The sequence below is a fragment of the Streptococcus sp. KHUD_016 genome, from assembly GCF_051106465.1.
In the GTDB taxonomy this organism is placed as follows: domain Bacteria; phylum Bacillota; class Bacilli; order Lactobacillales; family Streptococcaceae; genus Streptococcus.
The window spans coordinates 1,452,096-1,477,518 of record NZ_CP193663.1 but is presented as its reverse complement, the minus strand read 5'-3'; the positions used below and the strand labels follow the sequence as shown (position 1 = coordinate 1,477,518).

General features: G+C 42.5%; 30 protein-coding genes and 1 pseudogene. 19 read left to right on the top strand and 12 right to left on the bottom strand.

The genetic code is table 11. From position 1 onward, the window contains the following. The first annotated feature begins 107 nt into the window (after positions 1-107). Positions 108-776 (top strand): MIP/aquaporin family protein, encoded by a 669-nt coding sequence (locus ACORHV_RS06935; protein ID WP_000714864.1) that lies wholly within the window; start codon positions 108-110, stop codon positions 774-776. A gap of 57 nt (positions 777-833) precedes the next feature. Here ACORHV_RS06935 and queF read toward each other — a convergent pair whose 3' ends face one another. The 7 genes from queF to ACORHV_RS06900 form a co-directional block, all read right to left on the bottom strand. Beyond that, a complete protein-coding gene (gene queF, locus ACORHV_RS06930) occupies positions 834-1,325 on the bottom strand; it encodes a preQ(1) synthase (RefSeq protein ID WP_000082573.1) in 492 nt (163 codons plus the stop codon). Between the two features lie 18 nt (positions 1,326-1,343). Next, on the bottom strand, positions 1,344-2,060 hold the full coding sequence (queE, locus tag ACORHV_RS06925; RefSeq protein WP_000196454.1) for a 7-carboxy-7-deazaguanine synthase QueE: 717 nt from the start codon (positions 2,058-2,060) through the stop codon (positions 1,344-1,346). Then, the gene (queD, locus tag ACORHV_RS06920) at positions 2,053-2,496 is read right to left on the bottom strand and encodes a 6-carboxytetrahydropterin synthase QueD (protein WP_000464575.1); all 444 of its coding nucleotides are present in this window, start codon (positions 2,494-2,496) and stop codon (positions 2,053-2,055) included. Before queD ends, queE begins: the two co-directional genes overlap by 8 nt. After that, on the bottom strand, positions 2,496-3,149 hold the full coding sequence (queC, locus tag ACORHV_RS06915; RefSeq protein ID WP_000820630.1) for a 7-cyano-7-deazaguanine synthase QueC: 654 nt from the start codon (positions 3,147-3,149) through the stop codon (positions 2,496-2,498). Before queC ends, queD begins: the two co-directional genes overlap by 1 nt. 203 nt (positions 3,150-3,352) lie before the next feature. Next, the gene (trxA, locus tag ACORHV_RS06910) at positions 3,353-3,667 is read right to left on the bottom strand and encodes a thioredoxin (protein ID WP_001029581.1); all 315 of its coding nucleotides are present in this window, start codon (positions 3,665-3,667) and stop codon (positions 3,353-3,355) included. A gap of 15 nt (positions 3,668-3,682) precedes the next feature. Then, complete coding sequence (locus ACORHV_RS06905) at positions 3,683-3,904, bottom strand: DUF4649 family protein (RefSeq protein ID WP_000570262.1); 222 nt, start codon at positions 3,902-3,904, stop codon at positions 3,683-3,685. A 100-nt stretch (positions 3,905-4,004) separates the two neighbouring features. Beyond that, entirely contained in the window at positions 4,005-4,385 is a 381-nt protein-coding gene (locus tag ACORHV_RS06900; RefSeq protein ID WP_000221647.1) for a MarR family winged helix-turn-helix transcriptional regulator, read from the bottom strand. 196 nt (positions 4,386-4,581) lie between these two features. Between ACORHV_RS06900 and ACORHV_RS06895 the strand changes: the two genes are divergently transcribed. Then, positions 4,582-4,956, top strand: a complete 375-nt coding sequence (locus tag ACORHV_RS06895) for a CidA/LrgA family protein (RefSeq protein WP_000781325.1) — start codon at positions 4,582-4,584, stop codon at positions 4,954-4,956. Beyond that, positions 4,953-5,648, top strand: a complete 696-nt coding sequence (locus ACORHV_RS06890; RefSeq protein WP_001288936.1) for an LrgB family protein — start codon at positions 4,953-4,955, stop codon at positions 5,646-5,648. The genes ACORHV_RS06895 and ACORHV_RS06890 overlap by 4 nt, the downstream gene beginning before the upstream one ends. A 172-nt stretch (positions 5,649-5,820) precedes the next feature. Here the strand turns inward: ACORHV_RS06890 and ACORHV_RS06885 are convergent, their stop codons facing one another. Continuing rightward, positions 5,821-6,261, bottom strand: a complete 441-nt coding sequence (locus ACORHV_RS06885) for a hypothetical protein (protein WP_000724381.1) — start codon at positions 6,259-6,261, stop codon at positions 5,821-5,823. Then, positions 6,258-6,671 (bottom strand): helix-turn-helix domain-containing protein, encoded by a 414-nt coding sequence (locus ACORHV_RS06880; protein ID WP_000622651.1) that lies wholly within the window; start codon positions 6,669-6,671, stop codon positions 6,258-6,260. The genes ACORHV_RS06885 and ACORHV_RS06880 overlap by 4 nt, the downstream gene beginning before the upstream one ends. 263 nt (positions 6,672-6,934) lie before the next feature. On the opposite strand from ACORHV_RS06880, the pseudogene ACORHV_RS06875 reads away from it, so the two are divergent. Further along, a pseudogene (locus ACORHV_RS06875) lies at positions 6,935-7,225 on the top strand (IS30 family transposase); the annotation flags it as partial. 86 nt (positions 7,226-7,311) lie between these two features. Here the strand turns inward: ACORHV_RS06875 and ACORHV_RS06870 are convergent. Genes ACORHV_RS06870 through ACORHV_RS06860 form a run of 3 tightly spaced genes read right to left on the bottom strand, consistent with a single transcriptional unit; the run spans position 7,312 to position 9,121 of the window. Continuing rightward, complete coding sequence (locus ACORHV_RS06870; RefSeq protein WP_434397918.1) at positions 7,312-8,040, bottom strand: hypothetical protein; 729 nt, start codon at positions 8,038-8,040, stop codon at positions 7,312-7,314. Between the two features lie 15 nt (positions 8,041-8,055). Beyond that, entirely contained in the window at positions 8,056-8,751 is a 696-nt protein-coding gene (locus ACORHV_RS06865) for an ABC transporter ATP-binding protein (protein WP_434397916.1), read from the bottom strand. 4 nt (positions 8,752-8,755) lie between these two features. Beyond that, on the bottom strand, positions 8,756-9,121 hold the full coding sequence (locus ACORHV_RS06860) for a GntR family transcriptional regulator (protein WP_084853274.1): 366 nt from the start codon (positions 9,119-9,121) through the stop codon (positions 8,756-8,758). A gap of 140 nt (positions 9,122-9,261) precedes the next feature. Here ACORHV_RS06860 and nrdR point away from each other — a divergent pair, with 140 nt between their 5' ends. The 15 genes from nrdR to recG all read left to right on the top strand — a co-directional run bounded on the left by nrdR (position 9,262) and on the right by recG (position 25,326). Further along, positions 9,262-9,735, top strand: a complete 474-nt coding sequence (nrdR, locus tag ACORHV_RS06855) for a transcriptional regulator NrdR (RefSeq protein ID WP_001203678.1) — start codon at positions 9,262-9,264, stop codon at positions 9,733-9,735. Next, on the top strand, positions 9,736-10,899 hold the full coding sequence (locus tag ACORHV_RS06850; RefSeq protein ID WP_434397914.1) for a DnaD domain protein: 1,164 nt from the start codon (positions 9,736-9,738) through the stop codon (positions 10,897-10,899). Beyond that, entirely contained in the window at positions 10,900-11,796 is an 897-nt protein-coding gene (gene dnaI / locus ACORHV_RS06845; RefSeq protein ID WP_434397912.1) for a primosomal protein DnaI, read from the top strand. Next, entirely contained in the window at positions 11,793-12,506 is a 714-nt protein-coding gene (locus ACORHV_RS06840) for an NADPH-dependent oxidoreductase (RefSeq protein WP_434397910.1), read from the top strand. Before dnaI ends, ACORHV_RS06840 begins: the two co-directional genes overlap by 4 nt. A gap of 13 nt (positions 12,507-12,519) precedes the next feature. Beyond that, positions 12,520-13,830, top strand: coding sequence for a ribosome biogenesis GTPase Der (der, locus tag ACORHV_RS06835; RefSeq protein ID WP_001207684.1), 1,311 nt, complete (start codon positions 12,520-12,522; stop codon positions 13,828-13,830). A gap of 228 nt (positions 13,831-14,058) precedes the next feature. After that, the gene (locus tag ACORHV_RS06830) at positions 14,059-14,925 is read left to right on the top strand and encodes a TPM domain-containing protein (protein ID WP_255778745.1); all 867 of its coding nucleotides are present in this window, start codon (positions 14,059-14,061) and stop codon (positions 14,923-14,925) included. A 160-nt stretch (positions 14,926-15,085) separates the two neighbouring features. Next, positions 15,086-15,682 (top strand): LemA family protein, encoded by a 597-nt coding sequence (locus ACORHV_RS06825; protein WP_000812473.1) that lies wholly within the window; start codon positions 15,086-15,088, stop codon positions 15,680-15,682. A 132-nt stretch (positions 15,683-15,814) separates the two neighbouring features. Then, complete coding sequence (locus tag ACORHV_RS06820; RefSeq protein ID WP_434397907.1) at positions 15,815-16,105, top strand: hypothetical protein; 291 nt, start codon at positions 15,815-15,817, stop codon at positions 16,103-16,105. Positions 16,106-16,249: 144 nt separating this feature from the next. After that, the gene (locus ACORHV_RS06815; RefSeq protein WP_434397905.1) at positions 16,250-17,005 is read left to right on the top strand and encodes a DNA alkylation repair protein; all 756 of its coding nucleotides are present in this window, start codon (positions 16,250-16,252) and stop codon (positions 17,003-17,005) included. A 130-nt stretch (positions 17,006-17,135) separates the two neighbouring features. Beyond that, positions 17,136-19,649, top strand: coding sequence for a preprotein translocase subunit SecA (secA, locus tag ACORHV_RS06810; RefSeq protein WP_001284115.1), 2,514 nt, complete (start codon positions 17,136-17,138; stop codon positions 19,647-19,649). 79 nt (positions 19,650-19,728) lie between these two features. Next, complete coding sequence (locus tag ACORHV_RS06805) at positions 19,729-20,760, top strand: 3-deoxy-7-phosphoheptulonate synthase (RefSeq protein WP_084944136.1); 1,032 nt, start codon at positions 19,729-19,731, stop codon at positions 20,758-20,760. A gap of 1 nt (position 20,761) precedes the next feature. Then, positions 20,762-21,793, top strand: a complete 1,032-nt coding sequence (locus tag ACORHV_RS06800) for a 3-deoxy-7-phosphoheptulonate synthase (RefSeq protein ID WP_434397902.1) — start codon at positions 20,762-20,764, stop codon at positions 21,791-21,793. 44 nt (positions 21,794-21,837) lie between these two features. Further along, positions 21,838-22,200, top strand: a complete 363-nt coding sequence (gene acpS, locus ACORHV_RS06795) for a holo-ACP synthase (protein ID WP_025171527.1) — start codon at positions 21,838-21,840, stop codon at positions 22,198-22,200. Next, positions 22,190-23,293, top strand: coding sequence for an alanine racemase (alr, locus tag ACORHV_RS06790; RefSeq protein WP_434397900.1), 1,104 nt, complete (start codon positions 22,190-22,192; stop codon positions 23,291-23,293). Before acpS ends, alr begins: the two co-directional genes overlap by 11 nt. Before the next feature lie 17 nt (positions 23,294-23,310). Next, on the top strand, positions 23,311-25,326 hold the full coding sequence (recG, locus tag ACORHV_RS06785; RefSeq protein WP_084944138.1) for an ATP-dependent DNA helicase RecG: 2,016 nt from the start codon (positions 23,311-23,313) through the stop codon (positions 25,324-25,326). Positions 25,327-25,423 lie beyond the last annotated feature (97 nt).

The following is a 25,423-nucleotide window of genomic DNA, read 5'->3' as shown; positions in this document are numbered from 1 at the left end:
TAGCTAATAGTTATATGATTTTCAAGAAAATTTCCAATAAATTTTCTTGGAACCCTTTCCCTCTTTTGATAGACTAGTATCTAGTTTTTGAAAAAAGGAGAAAGAAAATGAAAAAATTTGTCGCTGAGTTAATCGGTACTTTCATGCTTGTGCTCATCGGAACAGGAGCTGTTGTTTTTGGAAATGGTCTTGATGGCCTTGGTCACCTTGGAATTGCCTTTGCCTTTGGTTTGGCAATCGTAGTTGCAGCCTACTCAATCGGAACTGTTTCAGGTGCTCACTTGAACCCAGCTGTTTCGATTGCTATGTTTGTTAACAAACGTTTGTCATCAAAAGACCTTGTCAACTACATCCTTGGTCAGGTTGTTGGAGCTTTCCTTGCGTCAGCTGCGGTATTCTTCCTCTTGTCTAACTCAGGCATGTCAACTGCTAGTCTTGGTGAAAATGCCTTGGCAAACGGTGTCACTGTCTTTGGTGGATTCTTGTTTGAAGTCATCGCAACCTTCTTGTTTGTTGTGGTTATCATGACAGTGACTTCAGAAAGCAAGGGCAATGGTGCGATTGCTGGTTTGGTGATTGGTTTGTCCTTGATGGCGATGATTCTTGTGGGATTGAACATTACTGGACTTTCAGTAAATCCAGCCCGTAGCTTGGCACCAGCTGTTTTGGTAGGTGGAGCAGCCCTTCAACAAGTATGGATTTTCATCCTTGCGCCAATCGTTGGTGGGGTTCTTGCAGCTCTTGTTGCGAAAAACTTCCTTGGAACAGAAGAATAATTGAAACTCAAAAAGCCTTGCTCCTCATTTTGAGGAACAGGGCTTTTTCGTATGAGTTTAGCGGTTGTCAACTTTCTCTGGATAAAGGTCGTGTTGGAAGAGACGTTGTTCTGCCAAGCCTTCATACTTAGTTCCAGGCTTACCGTAGTTGTAGTAGGGGTCAATTGAGATACCACCGCGAGGTGTAAATTTTCCCCAAACCTCTAAATAGCGAGGGTCTAGCAAGTTGACCAAGTCTTTCCCGATGGTGTTGATACAGTTTTCGTGGAAATCTCCGTGGTTTCGGTAGCTAAAGAGGTAGAGTTTGAGGGATTTTGACTCAACACAGAGCTTGTCAGGAATGTAGGAAATATAAATGGTCGCAAAGTCTGGTTGAGCAGTGATTGGACACAGTGAGGTAAATTCAGGACAGTTAAATTTGATGAAATAGTCATTTTCCACATGACGATTGTCAAAGGATTCGAGGACTTCTGGTTGATAGTCAAAGATGTAGTTGGTTTCTTTGTTGCCTAGTAGGCTGAGCTTTTTCATTTCTTCTTGTTGTGACATGATTTTTTCTTTCTAATCTTAAACTCCACGTTGGTTATCGTAGAGGAGGGTATGGAGTTGAGGAAGGACGCGGACATTGCCCCAGCTATCGTCGGCAGCGATGCGTTCCCAGAGTTCTTTGAGGCGGTCCAGTTGATCTTGGACAATATTACCCGTAGCCTTGGGCTCAGGATTTCCAGCCGATAAGAAGAGGACATCTGGTTGGTAGCGTTCTTGTATGCCTCTGGCAAAGGCCAAATCGGCATCGTCAAAGACTGGAATTTTAAAGGTGACCTTATCTGGATCCAGTTGGGAAACGATAAAGTCCAGGGTCTCAAAGTTGACTTCCATCTTGGATGAAGGAGGTTTGGGACTCAGGGTGACTTGGTCAATGTCTTTTAACCAGTTTTGCCAGCGAGAGCCTTGGGTCTCAACAGCTAGAGTGACACCGCGTTCTTTGAGCTTGGTGACCAGTTGAGCCATGTTAGCTGCTAGGATAGCAGGATTTCCGCCAGACAAGGTAACGTAGTCGTAGTTTCCCAATTTATCTAAGGCAGCAATGACTTCGTCAGCCGTCATGCGAGTTGGTTTTTCAGAACCATCCCAAGTAAAGGCGGAGTCACACCAGTCGCAGTGGTAGTCGCAACCAGCAGTACGGACAAACATGGTTTTCTGCCCAATAGCACGACCTTCACCTTGAAAGGTTGGGCCGAAAATTTCCAGAACTGGTAGTTTGAGGACACGTTCCCTAGTCATCTAACCACTCCCGTCTAAACTCCGCAAAGGCAGTCGGAGTCTCATAGAGGCGAACGTATTCCAGACGGAGACCGCGCTCGTCTGGCAACTCTTGACTCATGGTTTGGAAAATCCAGTAAACCATGTTTTCAGCAGTCGTGTTCATATAGGGTAGAGTTTCGTTGAGATAGCGATGATCCAAGTGAGGTTCTAAGTAGTTCTTGTAGATAGCTTTGATGTCTCCAAAGTCATAGGTCATGCCCCGTTCATCTAAAAATCCACTGACAGCGATTTGCAAATGATAAGTGTGGCCGTGCAGGGATTTACATTTTCCCTCATAGTGAAAGAGGTGATGGGCAGCATCGAAGGTGAACTCTTTTGATACCAGAGTTCTGTGAGGATTGTAGACAAGAGACTCCCCAGTTTCTTGTTTGATTTCTTTGGGTGCAAAAAACATTAGCCCTCTCCTTTCTGTGAGAGATAAACATCTAAACCATGTTGACGTAAGTGACAAGCTGGGCAATCCCCACAGCCACTTCCGATAATCCCATTGTAGCAGGTCAAAGTCTTTTCACGAACATAGTCAAAGGCACCGAGTCGGTCGGCTAACTCCCAAGTTTCAGCCTTGTCTAGCCACATGAGAGGTGTTTGGATAACAAAGTCGTAATCCATGGCAAGGTTAAGCGTAACATTAAGGGATTTGACAAAGACATCCCGGCAGTCAGGGTAGCCTGAAAAATCTGTCTCGCAGACACCTGTCACGATATCTTTAATACCACGTTGCTTGGCTAGAACTGCCGCAAAGGATAGAAAGAGGTGGTTGCGACCATCAACAAAGGTATTGGGAACCTCTCCCTCTTTTTGCTCAATCTCCAAATCAGAGGTTAAGGCATTTTCAGTGATTTGTCCCAGCAGAGACATATCTAAGATGTGATGACGAATGCCTTGTTCCTTAGCGATTTCTCTAGCAACTTGAATTTCGAGATGATGGCGTTGGCCATAGGCAAAGGTGACAGCTTCGACTGTTTCATAGTGTTCTTTAGCCCAAAAGAGGCAGGTTGTGGAATCTTGACCGCCGCTAAAGACGACCAAGGCTGAATGACGTTTCATAGTACTCCTTCTAAAATTGGAAATGTTCAGAGCACGCAAAAAGCTCCCTTGAGGGGAGCTAAAAAATACCAAGTAGAGGTTTTTTTTAGCGATGGCATGTCCCAAACATCGTAATATTCTACCTACAGTCTAGCATATTTTTTTAAAAATGGCAAAGGGCAAGAAAAAAAGAGACCAAATAAAGTACTTGGTCTCTCGTGTGATTAGCTCAATTCAGCAACGATAGCCTTGATTTGTTCTGCAGTGTGTACTCCAGCAACTTGTTTTACCACTTGGCCATCTTTCTTGAAGAGAAGGGTTGGGATAGACATGATTCCAAAGGCACGAGCTGTGTTTGGATTTTCATCAACGTCCATTTTAACGATTTTCAAGACATCTTCTGAAAGTTCTTCAGACAATTTGTCCAAGATTGGACCTTGCATACGACATGGACCACACCAAGTTGCCCAGAAGTCTACCAAGACCAAACCGTCTTTTGTTTCTTGTTCAAATGTTGCATCTGTAATTGCTTTTGCCATTGTATTTCTCCTTTTTTAGTTATATTGGCTTAAATCTTGTTTCATGAGATAGAAGAAGACATCTCCATAAGTCCCATGGTAGTCCAAATCATGACCATTATAGGTCAATTTTTGAACGGGGTAATAGTCTGCGACACCGATAAGGCAGGCATGTTGAGAACGTTCAAAGTCTTGGTAAGATTCGAAAGTCATGGTTCTCTCTTGCTTGCTGGCGTCTAGATAAGTAATTTCGATCATATAAAACTCCTTTGTTGTTCGATCTTGACTTTATTGTACTCCTTGAAAAGAGGAATGTCAAGAAAAATGATTGCGCACGCAACTTTTTTAAAAAACCTGATTAAGAAATGAAGTCAAGACTCGTTTCTAGTCTTTCTTCGACGGCCTTTTGCAGGTAAGCTAGAGTTGTCTGACCCTCGTCAGTCAGGCAGATAAAACTAGCCCGTCTATCCTGATCGCAACACCGGCGACTAAGCAAACCGCAGTTTTTCTCTTCCAGACGACCTACCATTCTAGAAACAGCGCTCGGGCTAAGATGGAGTTTATCTGGCAGGTCAATCTGTCGTAAAGATTTTTCATCAGCTAGGTCAAGATAGTAGAGTAGGTAAAACTCTTTCAAGGTCAGTCTTTGTTCACTCTGCTGGGCAATAGTTTCTTCCAACAAGGCTTCCATTTCCTTTTGACGGCGGTTGTAGTCAAACCACTTTTCCAAATAGGTCATTGCTTTCTCCTTTCTTTTCAAAGTAAAAATCACAAAGTCATTACTGATTATCTTTGTAACACAAGATGATTGCGCATGCAATGATTATACTACTTTTAACTAATCCTTGCAAGAGAGAAGAATTGCGATATTTCCTTGAAATTTTCTGAAAAAAGAGTAAACTGGTATGCAAGAAGTCTATTTCGTGGAGTTTAGGATGAAATTATATGTTCAATTAATGATTCTCTTTGTGATTTCTCTTATCGGAGAGGGAATTTCTAGTTTCTTTCATCTGCCCATCCCAGGCAGTATTATCGGTTTGATTATTCTCTTTCTAGCCTTACAGTTCAAGTGGCTAAGGACCAGACATGTCAACATGGTTGGAAATTTCTTGCTGGCCAATATGACCATTCTCTTTTTGCCGCCAGCAGTGGGTATCATGGAAAAGTTTGATGTGATTGCCCCTTATCTTTTACCCATCGTCTTGATTGTCTTTTTTGCGGCTGTCATCAACATTATCCTTATTGCCCTAGTGGTTCAGTTTATCAAGAGACGATTTGAGGGAGATTATGAGAAAGGAGATGCCAAATGAGCGAATTTGTATCCAATCCTCTATTTGGGATTGCATTATCTATCCTAGCTTATCTAGTGGGGATGTTGATTTACAGACGTTTTCCCCATCCCTTGACAACGCCCTTGCTTTTGTCGGCTATTTTTATCATTATTTTCCTTAAGGCGACGGGTATTTCTTATCAAGATTATTACCAAGGTGGGGTTTATCTGAACAACTTGATTGTCCCATCGACCGTGGCTCTAGGGATTCCGCTTTATAAGAGTTTTCATCTGATGAAGCACCATGCGCGGAGTATTCTTTTCGGGAGTCTGTTAGCAGTAGTTGTCAATACCTCTTTCACAGCCCTTGTGGCGAAAATATTTGGCATGGACTTTTTCCTAGCCATTTCTCTCTTTCCCAAGTCGGTAACGACAGCCATGGCAGTGGGGATCACAGAAAAATTGCAAGGATTGACAACCGTAACCTTGGTGGTTGTAGTAGCCACTGGGATTTTGACCAGTGTTATCGGACCCACCCTTTTGAAGTGGTTGAAGATTGACGATCCAGTTGCAGTTGGACTTTCCCTTGGTGGAACAGGTCATGCTGTCGGAACAGGAACGGCTTTTCGCTACGGTTCTGTAGCAGGAGCCATGGGTGGCTTGGCTATCGGTATTACTGGTATTCTCTACGTATTTGTAAGTCCCATCGTAGCCAGTTTGATATTGAGTTAATAAGCAAGGAATTTAAGTTCCTTGCTTTTTCGAATCGTATGTTATAGGTTTTTACTTTCCCAATTTGTAAAATTAAGCTAGACAGAAGCAGATTCTTAGTAAAAAATCACTTCTCTCACTTTCTTGCCGTATTTATAGACAATATACATAAATAACCAAAAAACACCTAGGACTATTTTAAAATCCTAGATGTTTTTCCTGATGTGCTAAGAAATATTTTACGCAAATACAGATAATAAAGGCCAAGCAATCCTAAAACAACCAAATCAACGAAAAATTGCCAACCAAAAACCTGAATGCGATTCCTAAAAAGACTGGTCAATAGAATCAGCAGAGCATCTCCCCAGAAAGCAAGACCAGCCAAAGTAAGGGCTAATTTTCTTCTGAAAAAATAGAAAATCGGACTCAAGGTAGCAGCTAACAAATGGCTAAACCACACAATTACAAAGACAACAGGATAATGGCTAAAGTAAACCATAATAGCTGAATTATAATGTTCTGCAAAATAAGTCTGGTTACGCGTCATTACCATGACAAAATCATAGCAGCCTATCAAATTCAAGAAAAATATAAACACTGCAAAGCTAAGACCAAAACCAGTAATTTTTTTCATTTCATTAACCCCATTTCTTCAAAAGCTTGAATAAAAAAATCGCTCTTCAACAAGGCCAAGCCTTGATTGACATCACCTAAAACCATAAGGTTGTCGTCTTTTTGGATGTTAAAAATTTTTCTCGCTCGTGCAGGAATGACGATTTGTCCCTTTTCACCAACAGTTACCGTTCCAAAAATATACTTCCCTTCTTTGGCTTTAGTAGCAAAAGGAGAGACATCCCCATTAACCAACTCATCTAAGCTGATATCAAAAATTTCTGCCAAACGACTTGAAGAAATAATATCCGGTAAACTGTCGCCCAATTCCCACTTACTGAGAGTCTGACGAGATACGCCTACTTTTTCAGCTAATTTTTCCTGAGAATAACCTGACTTTTTCCTTAGCAGAGCAATCGTTTCACTAATCATACTTTTCCTACCTCTTTTCCTGAACTCATTATAGAGCCTTCTTGTCCAACTTTCAAGCATCTTTTATTGGCAAAACGAGAGTTTTTTGTTAAAAATCATAGCAAAAAAGAAGCCCGTCTGATCTCTAGTACAAATACTAGAACTTTTTATATTCCTAATTCAATTTTTTTAACACCCAATTTGTAAAATTAATCTAGACAGAAAAAGCCATCTATGTTAGGCTCAGATAAACTACCACATTTGTCTGAAAGGAACCAACATAAATGACCTATACTCATCTTACCACAAACGAGCTTGTAATGATAGAGGCTTACTATCAAGAAAACATAAAAGTTTCAGATATTGTGACTTCACTTGGCAGATCAAAACAGACAATCTACAATGTCATCAACTATCTGAAAGAGGGGCACTCTGCTTATGATTACTATAACCGATATAAAATCAATAAGAAACGCTGTGGCAGGAATAAAACCAGTCTTACGCAATCAGAAAAAGATTTTATCCAAACTCTTTTAGAACAAAATTGGAGTCTTGATGTTATTAAAGGAACTTATTCAATTTTTTAATCTAGTTAGAAAATGAGATAAAGAAAAGGATAGCCTCTCAGTGATGAGATGTTATCCTTTTTTTGACGTTTAAACTATTGCAAATTAACCTTGTTTTTCAAGATATAGTAGGTACCGAGATAGTAGATAGCTGATAAAAAGAGATCGCGCAGAATTTCTGTACCAATCATCATGTTAAAGTCATTTTCAATTCGGAAAAAGAGAGAAACATAACCAATGACGATGGCAATGACGATATAGGCTAGAATCCCCATAGCTGTTCGATACTCATTAAAGAGTTGTCCGATAGAGATGGAGAGGTAGATGGATAAAATCCATGCGATCGAACCTACAAACAGTGATAGCGCATACAGCCAGCCGTAGCTGAGGTAAGGGGAAATGAAGTTATAGAGGGCAGTGAAGTCTTTTTCTATTGGTGTTAAGAAGAAGATAATCAATATACTCAAGATAAAGACGATATAGCTTAAGATGGACCAGACAAGACCACCTAAAAGTTTTGCGATGATGATTTGGTGCTCAGAGACAGGCAAGGTCAGGGTCAAGTACCCTTGGCGGTCATAAACACTCCCCTTGAATCTTCGGATGATTAAAAAGATTGTTGCAATCCAAAGAGTGACGCTAAGTCCTCCAAAGACTAGTACCAAAAAGAAGATGAAATAAACAGCGTTGTTAGAATTGTAACTCTGGCTAAGGCTACCAAGAAAAGCTCCAATCAAAACTGAAATTGCAAGCACAGCTCCATAGAGCGCTAAATACCATTTATTGACATTTTTAAATTCATAACGAACTAGATTCCAAAACATAATAATCTCCTTTGCTTAGGCTTTAAATTCCTGGCGGAAGAGCTGGTCAATTGATTCACCTGACTCGTAACGAATATCATCAACATTTCCTTGGCGGACGACTTTCCCGTCTTTGAGGAATATAATCTCATCCAAGATTGGCTCAATATCTGAAATCAAGTGGGTTGAAATCAGGACCGTAGAAGTTGGGGAATAGCTGTTGATGATGGTATTGAGGATATAATCACGAGCAGCTGGATCCACGCCTCCGATTGGTTCGTCCAGAACGTAGAGGCGGGCTTCACGGCTCATAACGAGGATTAGTTGGACCTTTTCCTTGTTTCCTTTTGATAATTTCTTTAAGCGACTATTTTCATCAATGCCAAGGTCTGCAAGCAGATGTTGGGCGCGTTCAAGATTGAAATCCTGATAGAAGGTCTTGAAGTAGGTTAGGGCTTCCTTGACCTTCATTTGCTCATTGAGATAAGTTGTGTCTGGTAGATAAGAGACGATCGCCTTGGTAGCAGGACTTGGATCCTGTCCGTTAATGAGGACACGTCCTTTATCTGGCTGAAGGAGGCCATTGATCAGTTTGATTAAGGTTGTTTTCCCGGATCCGTTTGGTCCAAGGAGACCGACAATCTTTCCAGCTGAGATCTCTAGTGAGATATTGTCAAGTGCCGCAGTTGCTCCATATGATTTTGATACATTTTCAAGTGCTAGTAGTGTCATAGTCTTAAACTCCTTTAATATAGTCGCTTAATACATTTGGCAGTTCTTCTTTTTTGTAGCCAAATTGAAGCATGCAAGAGACGAAGTGTTGCAGTTGCTCCTCGGAAAGTTGTTTGCGGGACTGAAGGATGAGGTCTAAATCCTCGGTGACAAAACGACCAGTTGTTCGCTTGCTATAAACGAATCCTTCACGTTCAAGGTCAGACAAGGCGCGCTGAATGGTATTGGGATTAACCCCAGCCTCGCTCGCCAAATCTCTCACGGTTGGGAGCTGTTGATTGGGTTCCAGTTCATGGGAAACAATCTGTAATTTGATTTTTTCCATAATCTGTAAATAAATCGGTTTTGTATTATCAAATGACCAGGACATCATAGTCTCCTTTCTTTGTCTTTGTTGTTCTAATAAAATAATACAATAAAACAAAAAACTTGTCAAGTAAAAATAAGAATTGTTTTGGGAATCGCTCAAAAAATGGTATAATGAAAAGAAAACGACAAGGAGGGAAATGCATGCGTTGTCCAAAATGTGGGGCTACCAAGTCTAGTGTTGTTGATAGTCGACAAGCCGAAGAAGGAAATACCATCCGTCGAAGACGTGAGTGCGACGAGTGTCAGCATCGTTTTACAACCTATGAACGAGTAGAAGAAAGAACGCTGGTTGTTGTCAAAAAAGACGGTACGCGAGAACAATTTTCGAGAGATAAAATCTTTAATGGGATTATCCGCTCAGCCCAGAAGCGTCCTGTGTCAAGTGATGAAATCAACATGGTGGTCAATCGCATCGAGCAAAAACTCCGTAGTCGCAGTGAGAATGAGATCCAAAGTGAATATATTGGTTCTTTAGTCATGGAAGAATTAGCGGAGCTGGATGAGATTACCTATGTTCGTTTTGCCAGTGTTTACCGTAGCTTTAAGGATGTGAGTGAGTTGGAGAGCCTTCTCCAGCAGATCACCCAGTCCTCTAAAAAGAAAAAGGAAAAGTAAATGAAGCCAAATGACCGTTTTTCTTTTCTAAAGAATAATCGGGTGTCGCAAGATACCTCTTCTTTGGTGCAGTGCTACCTCCCGATTATCGGTCAGGAGGCACTGAGCCTCTATCTATATGCCATTACCTTTTGGGATGGAGGGCAAAAGGAGCACCTCTTTTCCCATATCCTCAACCACTTAAACTTTGGCATGCCGACCTTGCTCCAATCCCTTAAAATCTTATCTGCTTTGGATTTGTTGACCCTTTATCAAAAGGGAGAAACCTATGAATTGCAGCTTCAGTCTCCCCTCTCCAGTCAAGAATTTCTAAGCCATTCTGTCTATAGTAGATTATTAGAGAAAAAGATTGGGGATACTGCGCTTGCTTCCCTGAAGCAGGCTCCAAGTGAGGGAGAAGCACTCTCTGTTTCTTTGAGCCAAGTATTTCCAAACCTGACTGAAGAAGTGACACCAAGCGAGTCTAAAAGCAAGTTAAAAAATGATTTTGACTTGGAACATTTCCAGCGGCTGATGGCTCGAGATGGCTTGCGTTTTGAAGACGAGCAGGCGGATGTTTTGGAATTATTCGCCATCGCAGATGAAAAAAAATGGACCTGGTTTGAAACCTATCAATTAGCCAAGGCGACAGCGGTGGCTCAGGTTATTTCAGTCAAACGCATGCGTGAAAAGATAGCACAAAAACCAGCTACTTCTGACTTTAGCCCCAAAGAAATGACCATTATCAGGGAAGCCAAAAATAAAACTCCCCTGCACTTTTTAGCGGAAATCAAGCAAACGCGTAAGGGGAACATCACCCAAAGTGAAAGAGAACTCCTTCACCAGATGGCATCTTTAGGCTTGTTGGATGAAGTCATCAATATCGTCTTACTTTTAACCTTTAACAAGGTTGATTCGGCAAATGTCAATGAAAAATATGCCATGAAGGTCGCCAATGACTACGCTTATCAAAAAATTCGAACAGCAGAAGAAGCTGTGCTACGGATTCGAGAGCGTCAGCAAAAAGGACAAGAAGACCAAAAATCGAAAACGAACTCGACTAAGACAAATGTTCCCAAGTGGAGTAATCCAGAATATAAAAATCAAACCAGCGAGGAGACTCGTCTGGAACTAGAACGTAAAAAACAAGAAATGTTAGCCCGATTAGAAGAAGGAGGAGACTAGATGGAAAGTGTTGGCGACGTTATCAAACGTCAGACAAGTCGTTTTCAGTATCAGGACCTAGTCCAGCAGATTATGAAAGACCCAGATGTAGCGGCTTTTATCCAGAAAGAATCCCTCAGCCCAGAGGAGTTGAATCGTAGCATCTCCAAGTTCAACCAATATATCACAGAACGGGACAAGTTTCTTCGTGGGGATGCGGACTATATAGCGCGTGGCTACAAGCCCATCTTGGTTATGAATCACGGATATGCGGATGTGTCTTATGAAGAAACACCCGAACTAATCGCGGCTGAAAAAGAGGTTGCAATTAAGAATCGCCTTAAGTTGATCAATCTACCAGCAAGTCTCAAGAAAGCGAAGTTGGCTCAGATTGACCTGGATGACTTAGGACGTTTGCCGATTTTTGAGAGACTCTATTCCTTTGTTGACCTTTACCCAAGCATCCGAAAAGGCCTCTATCTTTATGGAGATTTTGGTGTTGGTAAGAGTTTCATGATGGCGGCCTTAGCTCACGACCTATCTGAAAAACGTGGGGCCTCAACAACTATTCTCCACTATCCAAGTTTTGTCATTGATGTGAAAAATGCTATCGGTGAAGGCTCTGTGAAGACCTTGGTGGATGACATCAAGTTAGCAGAAGTACTGGTCTTGGATGATATTGGTGCAGAGCAGTCGACCCCTTGGGTGCGTGATGAGATTCTTCAAGTTATTCTCCAGTATCGTATGCAGGAAGATTTGCCGACCTTCTTTACTTCCAACTTTAATTTCCAAGATTTGGAAAAACATTTTGCCAAAGGAAAGAATGGAAATGATGAGACTTGGGAAGCTAGACGGGTTATGGAACGAATCCGTTATTTGGCTGAGGAGACAAGACTAGAAGGAGAAAATCGCCGATGACAGAAACCATTAAACTGATGAAAGCTCATACTTCAGTTCGTCGCTTTAAGGAGCAAGAAATTCCTCAGGCGGACTTGGAAGAGATTTTGACTGCTGGACAAATGGCGTCATCTTGGAAAAATTTCCAATCCTACTCTGTGATTCTTGTGCGCAGTCAAGAGAATAAAGATGCTCTTTATGAATTGGTTCCTCAGGAAGCCATTCGCCAATCAGCAGCCTTTTTGCTCTTTGTTGGTGACTTGAATCGAGCGGAAAAGGGAGCAAGCCTTCATACGGATATTTTCCAACCTCAAGGAGTGGAAGGTCTCCTTATCACGTCTGTGGACGCTGCGCTTGCAGGGCAAAATACCTTGCTTGCAGCAGAGAGTCTGGGATATGGTGGTGTTATCATCGGTTTGGTCCGTTACAAGTCAGAAGAAGTGGCAGAGCTTTTTAACCTGCCTGACTATACCTACCCTGTTTTTGGGATTGCCCTTGGCGTGCCAGATCAACAACACGATGTCAAACCAAGACTGCCTTTGAACCAAGTGGTATTTGAAGAAGAATACCAAGAACAGCCAGTAGCGGCGATTTTGGACTATGACAAAGTACAGGCAGACTATGCTGGTGCGCGTGCGACGACCTCTTGGAGTCAACGTTTGGCAGAGCAGTTTGGTCAAGCCGAACCTAGTTCAACTCGGAAGAATCTAGAACAGAAAAAGTTATTGTAGAAAGTGAGAAAACATGGCCTTACCAACTATTGCCATTGTGGGACGTCCCAATGTTGGGAAATCAACCCTATTTAATCGGATCGCTGGTGAGCGGATCTCAATCGTAGAAGATGTCGAGGGTGTGACACGTGACCGTATCTATGCAACGGGTGAGTGGCTCAATCGTTCCTTTAGTATGATTGATACGGGAGGGATTGACGATGTCGATGCTCCCTTCATGGAACAAATCAAGCACCAGGCAGAAATTGCCATGGAAGAAGCCGATGTCATTGTTTTTGTGGTGTCTGGGAAAGAAGGAATCACAGATGCAGATGAGTACGTAGCACGTAAACTTTATAAGACCCATAAACCTGTTATCCTAGCGGTTAACAAGGTTGACAACCCTGAGATGCGAAATGATATTTTTGATTTCTATGCGCTAGGATTGGGCGAACCGCTGCCAATTTCGTCTGTCCACGGTATCGGTACGGGTGATGTGCTGGATGCTATTGTGGAGAATCTACCACACGAAGTTGAAGAAGAAAATCCAGACGTGATTAAATTTAGCTTGATTGGCCGTCCTAACGTTGGAAAATCAAGTTTGATCAACGCTATTTTGGGAGAAGACCGCGTGATTGCTAGTCCAGTAGCTGGAACAACGCGTGATGCCATTGATACCCATTTTACAGATGCTGATGGACAAGAGTTCACCATGATTGATACAGCTGGTATGCGTAAGTCTGGTAAAGTCTATGAAAATACGGAGAAATACTCTGTCATGCGTGCCATGCGTGCTATTGACCGTTCTGACGTGGTCTTGATGGTCCTCAATGCCGAAGAAGGTATTCGTGAGTACGACAAGCGTATCGCAGGTTTTGCCCACGAAGCCGGTAAAGGGATGATCATCGTGGTCAACAAGTGGGATACCCTTGAGAAAGACAACCACACCATGAAAAAATGGGAAGAAGATATCCGTGAGCAGTTCCAATACCTGCCTTACGCACCGATTGTCTTTGTATCCGCTCTTACCAAGCAACGTCTCCACAAACTGCCTGAGATGATCAAGCAAATCAGTGAAAGCCAAAATACACGAATTCCATCAGCGGTCTTGAACGATGTGATTATGGATGCCATTGCTATCAATCCAACACCGACAGACAAAGGCAAGCGCCTTAAGATTTTCTACGCTACCCAAGTAGCAACCAAGCCACCAACCTTTGTCATCTTTGTCAACGAAGAAGAACTCATGCACTTCTCTTACCTGCGTTTCTTGGAAAATCAAATCCGCAAGGCCTTTGTCTTTGAAGGAACACCGATTCACTTGATCGCGAGAAAACGCAAGTAAACCTTGCTTGTTTTTCTACAAAAATAAACTAAAAGAAGACTTCATAGTCTTCTTTTTTCTATACTAAAAGGGGAGAAAAGAACCTATCAAATTGGAGGAGAATCTGTCATCAAAATTCAATCATTTTCCTAGCTTTTGTAATCTATTTGTAATGAAAATGCACTTTCTTTGTAAAAATCAAAATGCTATAATTCCTTAAATCAATTTTCCTTTATCAGGGAGGTTATTATGAAAAAAAGCAGATTATTTAAACATAGTTTGTTGGTTCGCTTGCTTGGGTTGCTGATGGTCTTTCTCTTCTTGTCAGCATTCACAGCACCTGAAAAACCTGAGTACGGGATCTATGACCCGGATCACTATCTAACGGATGAGACTATAAGTCAGATTCGGGAATTGAATAATGTAAATAGTAAAAAATCAGAAAAATTCCAGATGGGTGTTTACGTTGTGAAAAGCCTAGATGGAGAAACAATCGAGACTGTAGCCAATGAAACAGCTAGAGCTTGGAAGATTGGCTACTCGGGAGACAATCACGGTGTCTTGATTGTGGTAGCAGTCCAAGATAGAAAATCACGGATTGAAACCAGTAATAATGTGGCCAGTAAGATCACTGACTATCAGACTCACAGGTTCTTGACAACAGCACGTCCTTACTTTAAAAATGGTGACTATAACAAGGGTGTTCTCTCAATAGTCAATAATCTCAACTACATGTTCTATAGTGGATCGAGTACGACTGCTTCAAGTTCTAAAAGTAGTTACGACTATACTACCAACTCTAGTCGCTTAAGGGAACTTGAAAGGTATGCTGGTGAGAGTAGTTCTTCGAGACGTCATCGAAAAAGCAGTTCGAGTGACGGAGTTATCGTATTTGGAGTTCTCATTTACTTCATCGTGATGATTATCGGATTTCTATTTGGTGGTCGTGGTTCACGTGGAGATGATTCTGGCGGTGGCTGGTGGGGCGGTGACTCATCAGACTCAGGTTCCTCTTGGTCTGATTCGGGCTCCTCTTGGTCTGACTCAGGCTCCGACTCATCTGGAGGCTGGGACGGCGGTGGCTTTGATGGCGGTGGTTCGTCTGATGACTGGTGAGTGATCATATATTGCTCAAACCGATTTCTCCATACAGTAAGGTGACTCCTTTGCAAGAGTTCACTCCTTAATTAAAAATAAAAACAAAGTTTGGGAAATTGATTTAAAATCTGAGTATTTTCTCAGAAAAGTTGATAAAAGAAAGTGTTAAGGTTTTGATATGAAACAAAATAAAGTAATTCTCTCAATAGTAGCGATTTTCTTTGGACTACTAGTTCTGGGAAGTTGTTCCGCAGTGACGACCTATAATGGTCTGGTTGGTGAACAGACTAAAGTGGAGCAGGCTCAGGCTGATGTCTCGACAGCCCTCCAACGTCGTTCGGACTTGATTGGTAACTTGGTGGAGTCCGTTAAAGGACAAATGAATCATGAAACCGAAGTCTTTACCAAGATTGCTGATGCTAGAGCTAAAATCGGTAGTAGCTCAGTAACTTCGGAAGAAAACCAAAAGGCTCAGGGAGAGTTGAGCTCAGCTCTTTCCCGCTTGATTTCCTTGACGGAGAATTATCCAGAACTCAAGAGCAATCAAAATGTTGAGCAACTAATGGTCGAACTTTCAGGCAGTGAAAATCGTATCTTTGTAGCACGCAAGGACTATAATAAAGTCGCAGCTGAGTACAATCAAAAGTTGAGAAGTTTTCCAACCGTGCTTTTTGCGAATATGATGAACTTTAAAGAAGCTGAAACCTTTAAAGAAACAGAAGAAGCCAAGACAGTTCCTAAGGTCGATTTTGGAACATCTTCATCCAGTCAATAAAGTGAATCAGCCTATGAATAAAGGAATTTCTCTAGTATGACTAGTGATTTCAAACTCAAACCTGGAAAGCTTTTTCCAGGTTTTTTTGGTATAATAAAAGGGAAGAGACAGTGACTCAAATGGAGGTTTGCTATGGAGAAAACAAAAGCCTTTCTTGAAGCGCACTACAAGAGATATATCCTTACGATTTGCCTTCTCTGGTTCCTCATGTTTTTCCTTCCTTGGGATTGGCAAATAGGAGGAGTTCCAGTATATTATTTCGTTATGAAAAAACTCTTTGTGGTTTTTGGAGTTTTATTCATCCTATACTCCGTGCTGATTAAAAAAATCAGTCTTCTCATCTTTGGCATCATCTTTTGCTTGGCCTTCTGGATCAATCTCTTTTGGTATTTTGGGATATTGCCTGTATTCTTGGGAAATTAAACATTAACAAATGAAGGACTAGACTAGCTTCTAGTCCTTTTTTCTTCCTTATTAAAATAGTTGGAGATATAAAAATAATTTTGTTGACGGGCTGTCTGTATGATATAATAAGTCCCATAAAATGAAGATTAAGGGATAAAAAAAATGGCTAAAAAAGTAAAAGATTATTATGACTTGGCTTATGCTAGGGATTTGAGTCGACGGTTGAAAGAAGCGTCCCCTGCATTTGATGGACAAAAGTTTAGGTTGTTGGTAGAAAAAGACTTGGAAGAGTTGGAGTTTAGCCAGCGTCAAGAACTCTTGGCTAAAAGTATCAAAGATTGTCTTCCCCTATCTTATGAGGACTCTCTCAAGGTTTTTGAGAAAATTTTGGGTCCTGAGTTAGAGGGTGGTTTAGGTATGTTCTCAGAAGGATATTGGCTTTGGCCAATCGGAAAATATGTAGAGCTATATGGAGACAAGGAATTTGAATTGAGCGCGGCCTTTAGTAAGGAACTAACCAAGCGATTTACTGGAGAATTTTCTATGAGGCCCTTGCTGGCTCGCTATCCTAAGGATACAATGACTTTGCTGTTAGAATGGAGTCAGGATGAAAATTTGCGCGTTCGTAGACTTGCCAGCGAATGTATGCGTATCCGTCTGCCTTGGGCTAAGAAACAAACCGTGGTATTGGATTATTTTGAGGATTTCACCACTATTCTGACCAATCTAAAAGATGATAGAGATAAGTCTATTCAAAAAAGTGTAGCCAATAATCTAAATGATTTGTATAAGGAAGATCCTGATAAGTTTGAAAGGATTCTTCAAACTTGGCAAAAGGAGGAGCTAAGTCCAAGTTGTGCTTGGATCATCAAGCATGCATCTCGAACAAAAAACAAAAAGGTAGCCACAGAAGATTGATGCAAAAAAAACTGAATTTCAGCTGGCCTTTTCCGTTGTAAATTAAGGATTCTTTCTTGAAAAATAATGGTAAATATGCTAAAATTAAAAGAACATTCTAAAATATTCAGAATAAAAAGTAAGGAAAATCATGGCTAATATTTTAAAAACGATTATTGAAAATGATAAAGGAGAACTTCGTCGTCTGGAAAAGATGGCTGATAAGGTTCTTAACTATGAGAGCCAAATGGCTGCAATGTCAGACGAAGAACTAAAAGCGAAAACTGACGAATTTAAAGAGCGATACAATAAGGGTGAATCACTTGATTCATTGCTATATGAGGCTTTTGCGGTAGTACGTGAAGCAGCAAAACGTGTCCTCGGGCTTTTCCCTTATAAGGTTCAGGTAATGGGGGGAATCGTTCTTCACCATGGTGACGTTCCAGAGATGCGTACGGGTGAAGGGAAGACCTTGACAGCGACTATGCCAGTGTACCTCAATGCCCTTGCAGGTAAAGGGGTTCACGTAGTTACAGTCAACGAATACCTAACAGAACGTGACGCGACTGAAATGGGTGAATTGTACTCATGGCTCGGTTTGTCAGTAGGGATTAACTTGGCAGCCAAATCTCCAATGGAGAAAAAAGAGGCATACCTTTGCGATATTACCTACTCAACCAACTCAGAGATTGGTTTCGACTACCTTCGTGACAACATGGTCGTTCGTGCAGAAAACATGGTGCAACGTCCACTCAATTATGCCTTGGTCGATGAGGTTGACTCAATTTTGATCGACGAAGCCCGTACACCATTGATCGTTTCAGGTGCCAACGCAGTTGAAACAAGCCAACTCTACCATATGGCGGACCACTTCGTGAAATCCTTGGACAAGGATGACTATATCATTGACGTTCAGTCTAAGACGATCGGTTTGTCAGACTCTGGTATTGACAAGGCAGAGAGCTACTTCAAACTAGAAAATCTCTACGACATTGAAAATGTAGCTCTTACTCACTTTATCGACAATGCCCTCCGTGCCAACTATATCATGATTCTCGATATCGACTATGTGGTTAGTGAAGAGCAGGAAATCTTGATTGTCGACCAATTTACAGGTCGTACCATGGAAGGTCGTCGTTACTCTGATGGTTTGCACCAAGCGATTGAAGCAAAAGAAGGTGTGCCAATCCAAGATGAGACTAAGACTTCAGCTTCTATTACCTACCAAAACCTCTTCCGTATGTATAAGAAATTGGCAGGTATGACAGGTACTGGTAAAACAGAAGAAGAAGAATTCCGCGAAATTTACAACATTCGTGTTATCCCAATCCCAACCAACCGTCCAATTCAACGTATCGACCACTCAGACCTTCTCTATGCAAGTCTTGATGCGAAATTTAAGGCTGTAGTTGAAGATGTAAAAGCTCGTTACCAAAAAGGTCAGCCGGTCTTGGTAGGTACAGTTGCCGTTGAAACGAGTGACTTCCTTTCTAAGAAATTGGTAGCAGCAGGTGTTCCTCACGAAGTCTTGAATGCGAAGAACCACTACAGAGAAGCGCAAATCATCATGAACGCTGGTCAACGTGGTGCCGTTACCATCGCAACCAACATGGCCGGTCGTGGTACCGACATCAAGCTTGGTGAAGGGGTTCGTGAACTTGGTGGACTTTGTGTTATCGGTACAGAACGTCACGAAAGTCGCCGTATTGATAACCAGCTTCGTGGACGTTCAGGGCGTCAAGGAGACCCAGGTGAGTCACAATTCTACTTGTCTCTTGAAGATGATTTGATGAAACGTTTCGGTTCAGAACGTTTGAAAGGTGTCTTTGAACGACTCAACATGTCTGACGAAGCCATCGAATCTCGCATGTTAACGCGTCAAGTTGAAGCAGCTCAAAAACGTGTCGAAGGAAACAACTACGACACTCGTAAACAAGTCCTTCAATACGATGATGTTATGCGTGAACAACGTGAGATCATCTATGCACAACGTTATGATGTCATTACTGCAGATCGTGACTTGGCACCAGAAATCCATGCTATGATTCGTCGTACCATTGGACGTATCGTCGATGCACATGCTCGTTCTAAGGAAGATGAAAAATTGGAAGCAATCTTGAACTTTGCTAAGTATAACTTGCTTCCAGAAGATTCAATTAGCCGTTCAGATCTTGCAGGTCTGTCAGACCAAGCTATCAAAGATGAACTTTTCCAACGTGCCTTGAAAGTCTATGATAGCCAAGTTGCTAAGCTTCGTGACGAAGATGCAGTGAAAGAATTCCAAAAAGTCTTGATTCTACGTGTTGTAGACAACAAGTGGACAGACCATATTGATGCTCTTGACCAGTTGCGAAATGCTGTTGGTCTTCGTGGATATGCCCAAAACAACCCTGTTGTAGAATATCAAGCAGAAGGTTTCCGCATGTTTAACGACATGATTGGATCGATTGAATTCGATGTGACCCGCTTGATGATGAAAGCACAAATCCATGAACAAGAACGTCCGCAAACTGAACACAATATCAGTACAACTGCGACTCGTAATATCGCAGCGCAGCAGGCAAGTCTTCCAGAAGATTTGGACTTGAGCCAAATCGGACGAAATGATCAATGCCCATGTGGATCAGGTAAGAAATTCAAGAACTGTCATGGTAAGAGACAATAATATGAGATAAGATACAGGCGGATACCTGGTAAAAATCATTTTTTGCTTGGTGTCCGTTTGCTTTATAAGGAGATGAATCATGGTATTTAAAGCTAAAAGTCCTAAAATTAACATTGAAGAAGTTCGCGCCTTGTCTAAATTAGAGGGAGCGGCTCTTGCGAGAAAAAATCAACGTGATCAGGAATTGGAAGCCATCATCCGTGGGGAAGACCAGCGTATTCTCTTGGTGATTGGACCATGTTCATCTGATAACGAAGAGGCGGTTCTCGAGTATGCCAAGCGTCTATCTGCTTTGCAAGAAGAGGTCAAAGAACGTATTTTTATGGTCATGCGTGTCTATACGGCTAAACCTCGTACCAATGGAGATGGCTATAAGGGCTTGATTCATCAACCAAATGCGACAGAAGCTCCTAGCTTGATCAATGGGATCAAGGCTGTTCGTCAGCTCCACTACCGCGTGATTACCGAGACGGGAATGACAACAGCGGATGAGATGCTTTATCCTGAAAATCTTCCGCTGGTGGATGATTTGATTTCTTATATGGCTGTTGGAGCTCGTTCTGTAGAGGATCAACAGCACCGTTTTGTAGCGAGTGGAGCAGATTTTTCAACAGGATTTAAAAATCCCACATCTGGAAATCTCAATGTTATGTTTAACGGGATTTACGCAGCGCAAAATAAACAGAGTTTCCTCTTCCTCGGTAAAGAGGTGGAAACAACAGGGAATCCATTGTCCCACGCCATTCTTCGCGGTGCCTTGAATGAATACGGGAAAAATATTCCTAACTACTACTATGACAATTTGATGGATACTATTGCCCAGTATGAAAAGATGGGCTTGGAAAATCCATTTATCATCATCGATACCAATCATGACAATTCAGGTAAGCAATATATGGATCAAATCCGTATCGTTCGTCAGACCTTGATCAACCGTGACTGGAATGAGAAGATCAAAAAATATGTTCGTGGTTTTATGATTGAGTCCTATCTAGAAGATGGACGTCAAAATGAACCAGAAGTTTTTGGTAAGTCCATTACAGATCCGTGTCTCGGATGGGACAACACAGAAGCACTTGTTCGCGAAATTTACCAAACGCTAGGAGAGTAAGATGGCATTTATCGAAAAAGGTCAAGAAATTGATATTGAAGCAATCAAGGCTGCGACCCAGTTGTCACCTGAAGCCTTTCGAAAGAAAGAAGCCCGCGATAGAGAGTTGGCAGCCATCATCTCGGGTGAGGACGACCGAATCCTTTTGGTGATGGGACCTTGCTCTTCAGACAATGAGGAAGCAGTGCTTGAATATGCTCGTCGCTTAGCAGACTTGCAGAAAAAAGTTGCAGATAAAATCTTTATCGTGATGCGTGTCTATACGGCTAAACCTCGTACTAATGGAGATGGCTATAAAGGCATGATTCATCAACCAAATACCAGCGAAGCGCCTAGTCTCATCAATGGTTTGCAGGCTGTTCGTCAGCTTCACTATCGTGTGATTACGGAGACGGGATTGACAACAGCTGATGAGATGCTTTATCCGTCAAATCTCGTTTTGGTTGATGACCTGGTCAGCTACCATGCTGTAGGGGCTCGTTCAGTGGAAGACCAAGAACACCGCTTTGTAGCGTCTGGTATTGATGCTCCGGTTGGGATGAAAAATCCAACATCTGGGAACCTTGGGGTCATGTTTAATGCCATCTATGCGGCTCAAAACAAGCAAACCTTCCTTTACCATGGCCAAGAAGTGGAAACTTCAGGAAATCCTTTGGCCCACGTTATCCTTCGTGGTGCCATGAACGAATATGGTAAAAATGAACCCAATTTCTACTATGAAACCCTCTTAAATGCCATCAATCGCTATGAGACTATGGGACTTGAAAATCCCTTCATTATCATCGATACCAATCATGACAATTCTGGCAAGCAATATATGGAACAAATTCGCATTGTTCGCCAAGCCTTGCTGAATCGTGACTGGAATGAAAAGATTAAAAAGACGGTTCGAGGCTTTATGATCGAATCTTACCTAGCGGATGGTCGTCAAAACCAACCAGAGGTCTTTGGTTGCTCCATAACTGACCCTTGTCTAGGTTGGGAAAATACAGTAGCCTTGGTAGAAGAAATTTATACCACCTTAACAAAATAAGTGAAAAGGATGGAGTTGGGGGAATCTCAGCTCCTTTTATGAGTATGATAGTTGGACACGGAATTGACATCGAAGAATTGGCTTCGATAGAAAACGCAGTTACACGACGTGAGGGCTTTGCTAAGCGCGTGCTGACCCCTAAAGAAATGGAGCGTTTTGCCAGTCTCAAAGGGCGCAGGCAGATCGAATACTTGGCAGGTCGTTGGTCGGCTAAGGAGGCCTTTTCCAAGGCTATGGGAACTGGTATTGGCAAACTGACCTTTCAGGATTTGGAAGTTTTGAACAATGAACGAGGCGCTCCCTATTTTAGTCAGGCACCATTTTCAGGAAAAATTTGGCTATCTATCAGCCATACAGATCAGTTTGTGACAGCCAGTGTCATTTTGGAGGAAAATCATGAAAGCTAGTCCACATAGACCAACCAAGGCTCTGATATATCTGGGAGCTATTCGACAAAATATTCAGCAAATGGGGGCTCATATCCCTGAAGGAACGCTCAAGTGGGCAGTGGTCAAGGCTAATGCCTATGGTCATGGGGCTGTTGCCGTTGCGATGGCGATTCAGGACGATGTTGATGGATTTTGTGTTTCCAATATTGATGAAGCTATTGAACTTCGTCTGGCTGGACTTAGCAAGAAAATCCTCATTTTAGGAGTTTCTGAGCTAGAAGCTGTTTCTCTTGCTAAAGAATACGACATCACCTTGACAGTGGCAGGATTGGAGTGGATTCAAGCGCTCTTAGCTAGGGGGACAGATTTATCTGGTTTAACAGTTCACCTCAAGATTGACTCAGGAATGGGACGGATTGGTTTCCGAGATTCCAGTGAGGCAGAGCAGGCTCAAGCCTTGCTCCAACAACACGGTGCTCGTGTTGAGGGGATTTTTACCCACTTTGCGACTGCAGATGAAGCATCAGATACTTACTTTAATATCCAGTTGGAACGATTTAAAACCATTCTGTCAAGCATGAAGGAAGTGCCAGAGCTAGTACATGCCAGCAATTCTGCCACGACTCTTTGGCATGCAGAGACTATTTTCAATGCCGTCCGTATGGGAGACGCCTTGTATGGTCTCAATCCAAGTGGAGAGGTCTTGGACTTGCCTTATGACTTGGCTCCAGCCTTGAGTTTGGAGTCTGCCCTGGTTCATGTCAAGACAGTTCCATCTGGAGCTTGCATGGGCTATGGGGCGACCTATCAGGCGGATAGTGAGCAAGTCATTGCGACGGTGCCAATCGGTTATGCGGATGGTTGGACACGTGATATGCAGAATTTCTCTGTCTTGGTAGATGGAGAAGCTTGCCCAATCGTTGGACGGGTTTCTATGGACCAAATCACCATTCGTTTGCCTAAGGTTTACCCGCTAGGAACAAAAGTCACCTTAATTGGCTCCGATGGTGACCAGGAAATCACAGCAACTCAGGTAGCGACCTACCGTGGAACCATTAACTATGAGGTGGTTTGCCTCCTCAGCGACCGCATTCCGAGAGAATATCATTAAAAAGAAAGGAGTGGAGCATGAATCTACACCAACCCTTGCATGTCTTACCTGGTGTGGGACCAAAGTCAGCAGAGAAATACGCCAAACTAGGAATTGAAAACTTGCAAGACCTCTTGCTCTACTTTCCTTTCCGTTATGAAGATTTCAAAACCAAGCAGGTGCTGGAGCTGGAAGATGGCGAAAAGGCTGTTCTGTCTGGTCAAGTCGTGACTCCTGCCAGTGTTCAGTATTATGGTTTCAAGCGTAATCGCCTGCGTTTTAGCCTCAAGCAGGGAGAAGTCGTTTTTGCGGTGAATTTCTTTAACCAGCCCTATCTGGCTGATAAGATAGAGTTGGGAGCAACCCTTGCTGTCTTTGGAAAATGGGACCGCGCCAAAGCCAGTCTGACTGGGATGAAGGTCCTAGCTCAGGTGGAAGATGACCTCCAACCTGTCTATCGTCTGGCTCAAGGAATCAGTCAGGCAGGGCTGGTCAAGGTCATCAAGACAGCTTTTGATCAGGGATTGGATCTCTTGATAGAGGAAAATCTTCCCCAGTCTTTACTTGATAAATACAAACTCATGTCCCGTTGCCAGGCTGTCCGCGCTATGCATTTTCCAAAGGATTTGGCAGAATACAAGCAGGCCCTTCGCCGTATCAAGTTTGAGGAACTCTTTTATTTTCAAATGCAGTTGCAGACGCTCAAGTCTGAAAATAGAGTTCAGGGAAGCGGTCTGGTTCTGAATTGGTCTAAGGAAAAGGTGACAGCTGTTAAGGAAAATCTTCCTTTTGCTCTGACCTCAGCTCAGGAAAAGAGTTTGCAGGAAATTTTGACCGACATGAAGTCCGACCACCACATGAATCGTCTCCTGCAAGGGGATGTGGGGAGCGGAAAAACGGTGGTTGCTGGTTTGGCCATGTTTGCGGCGGTGACGGCTGGCTACCAGGCAGCTCTCATGGTGCCAACAGAAATCCTTGCGGAGCAACACTTTGAGAGTTTACAGAACCTTTTTCCAGACTTGAAACTGGCTCTCTTGACAGGTTCCTTAAAAGCTGCAGAGAAAAGAGAAGTTTTAGAGACCATTGCCAAGGGTGAGGCCGACCTTATTATCGGAACCCATGCTTTGATACAAGATGGGGTGGATTATGCTCGTCTTGGATTGATTATCATTGATGAGCAGCACCGTTTTGGTGTGGGCCAAAGGCGTATTTTACGGGAAAAAGGGGACAATCCTGACGTTCTCATGATGACGGCGACGCCCATTCCACGAACCTTGGCTATCACAGCCTTTGGCGATATGGATGTTTCTATTATTGACCAGATGCCAGTAGGGCGGAAGCCGATTGTGACGCGCTGGATCAAACATGAGCAGTTGCCTCAGGTCTTGACTTGGTTAGAGGGAGAAATTCAAAAAGGTTCTCAAGTCTATGTCATCTCTCCCTTGATTGAAGAATCTGAAGCTTTGGATTTGAAAAATGCCATTGCCTTATCTGAGGAGTTGACAGCTCATTTTGCAGGAAAGGCAGAGGTTGCTCTGCTACATGGTAAGATGAAGAGTGATGAAAAAGACCAAATCATGCAGGATTTCAAAGAGCGAAAAACAGATATTCTAGTATCTACAACTGTTATCGAGGTTGGGGTCAATGTCCCCAATGCGACCGTCATGATCATCATGGATGCCGATCGGTTCGGTCTCAGTCAGCTTCACCAGCTCAGAGGTCGTGTTGGTCGGGGGGACAAGCAGTCCTACGCTGTTCTTGTAGCTAATCCCAAGACTGACTCTGGGAAGGATCGCATGCGCATCATGACAGAAACGACTAATGGATTTGTCCTTGCGGAGGAAGATTTGAAAATGCGTGGTTCTGGTGAGATTTTTGGAACTAGACAGTCAGGACTTCCAGAGTTTCAAGTGGCGGATATTATCGAAGATTTTCCTATTTTAGAAGAAGCCAGAAAGGTTGCCAGCTACATTAGTTCTATGGAAGGTTGGAAAGAGGATCCAGAATGGCACATGATTGCTCTCAACCTAGAAAAGAGAGAACATCTGGATTAAGCCTTTTCTAAGAAATCTATAAGCTAGCTTTTAGGTTTGGGTCTTATACTAGAGTCATCAAAAAGAAACGAGGACTCTCATATGACGATTAAAGTGA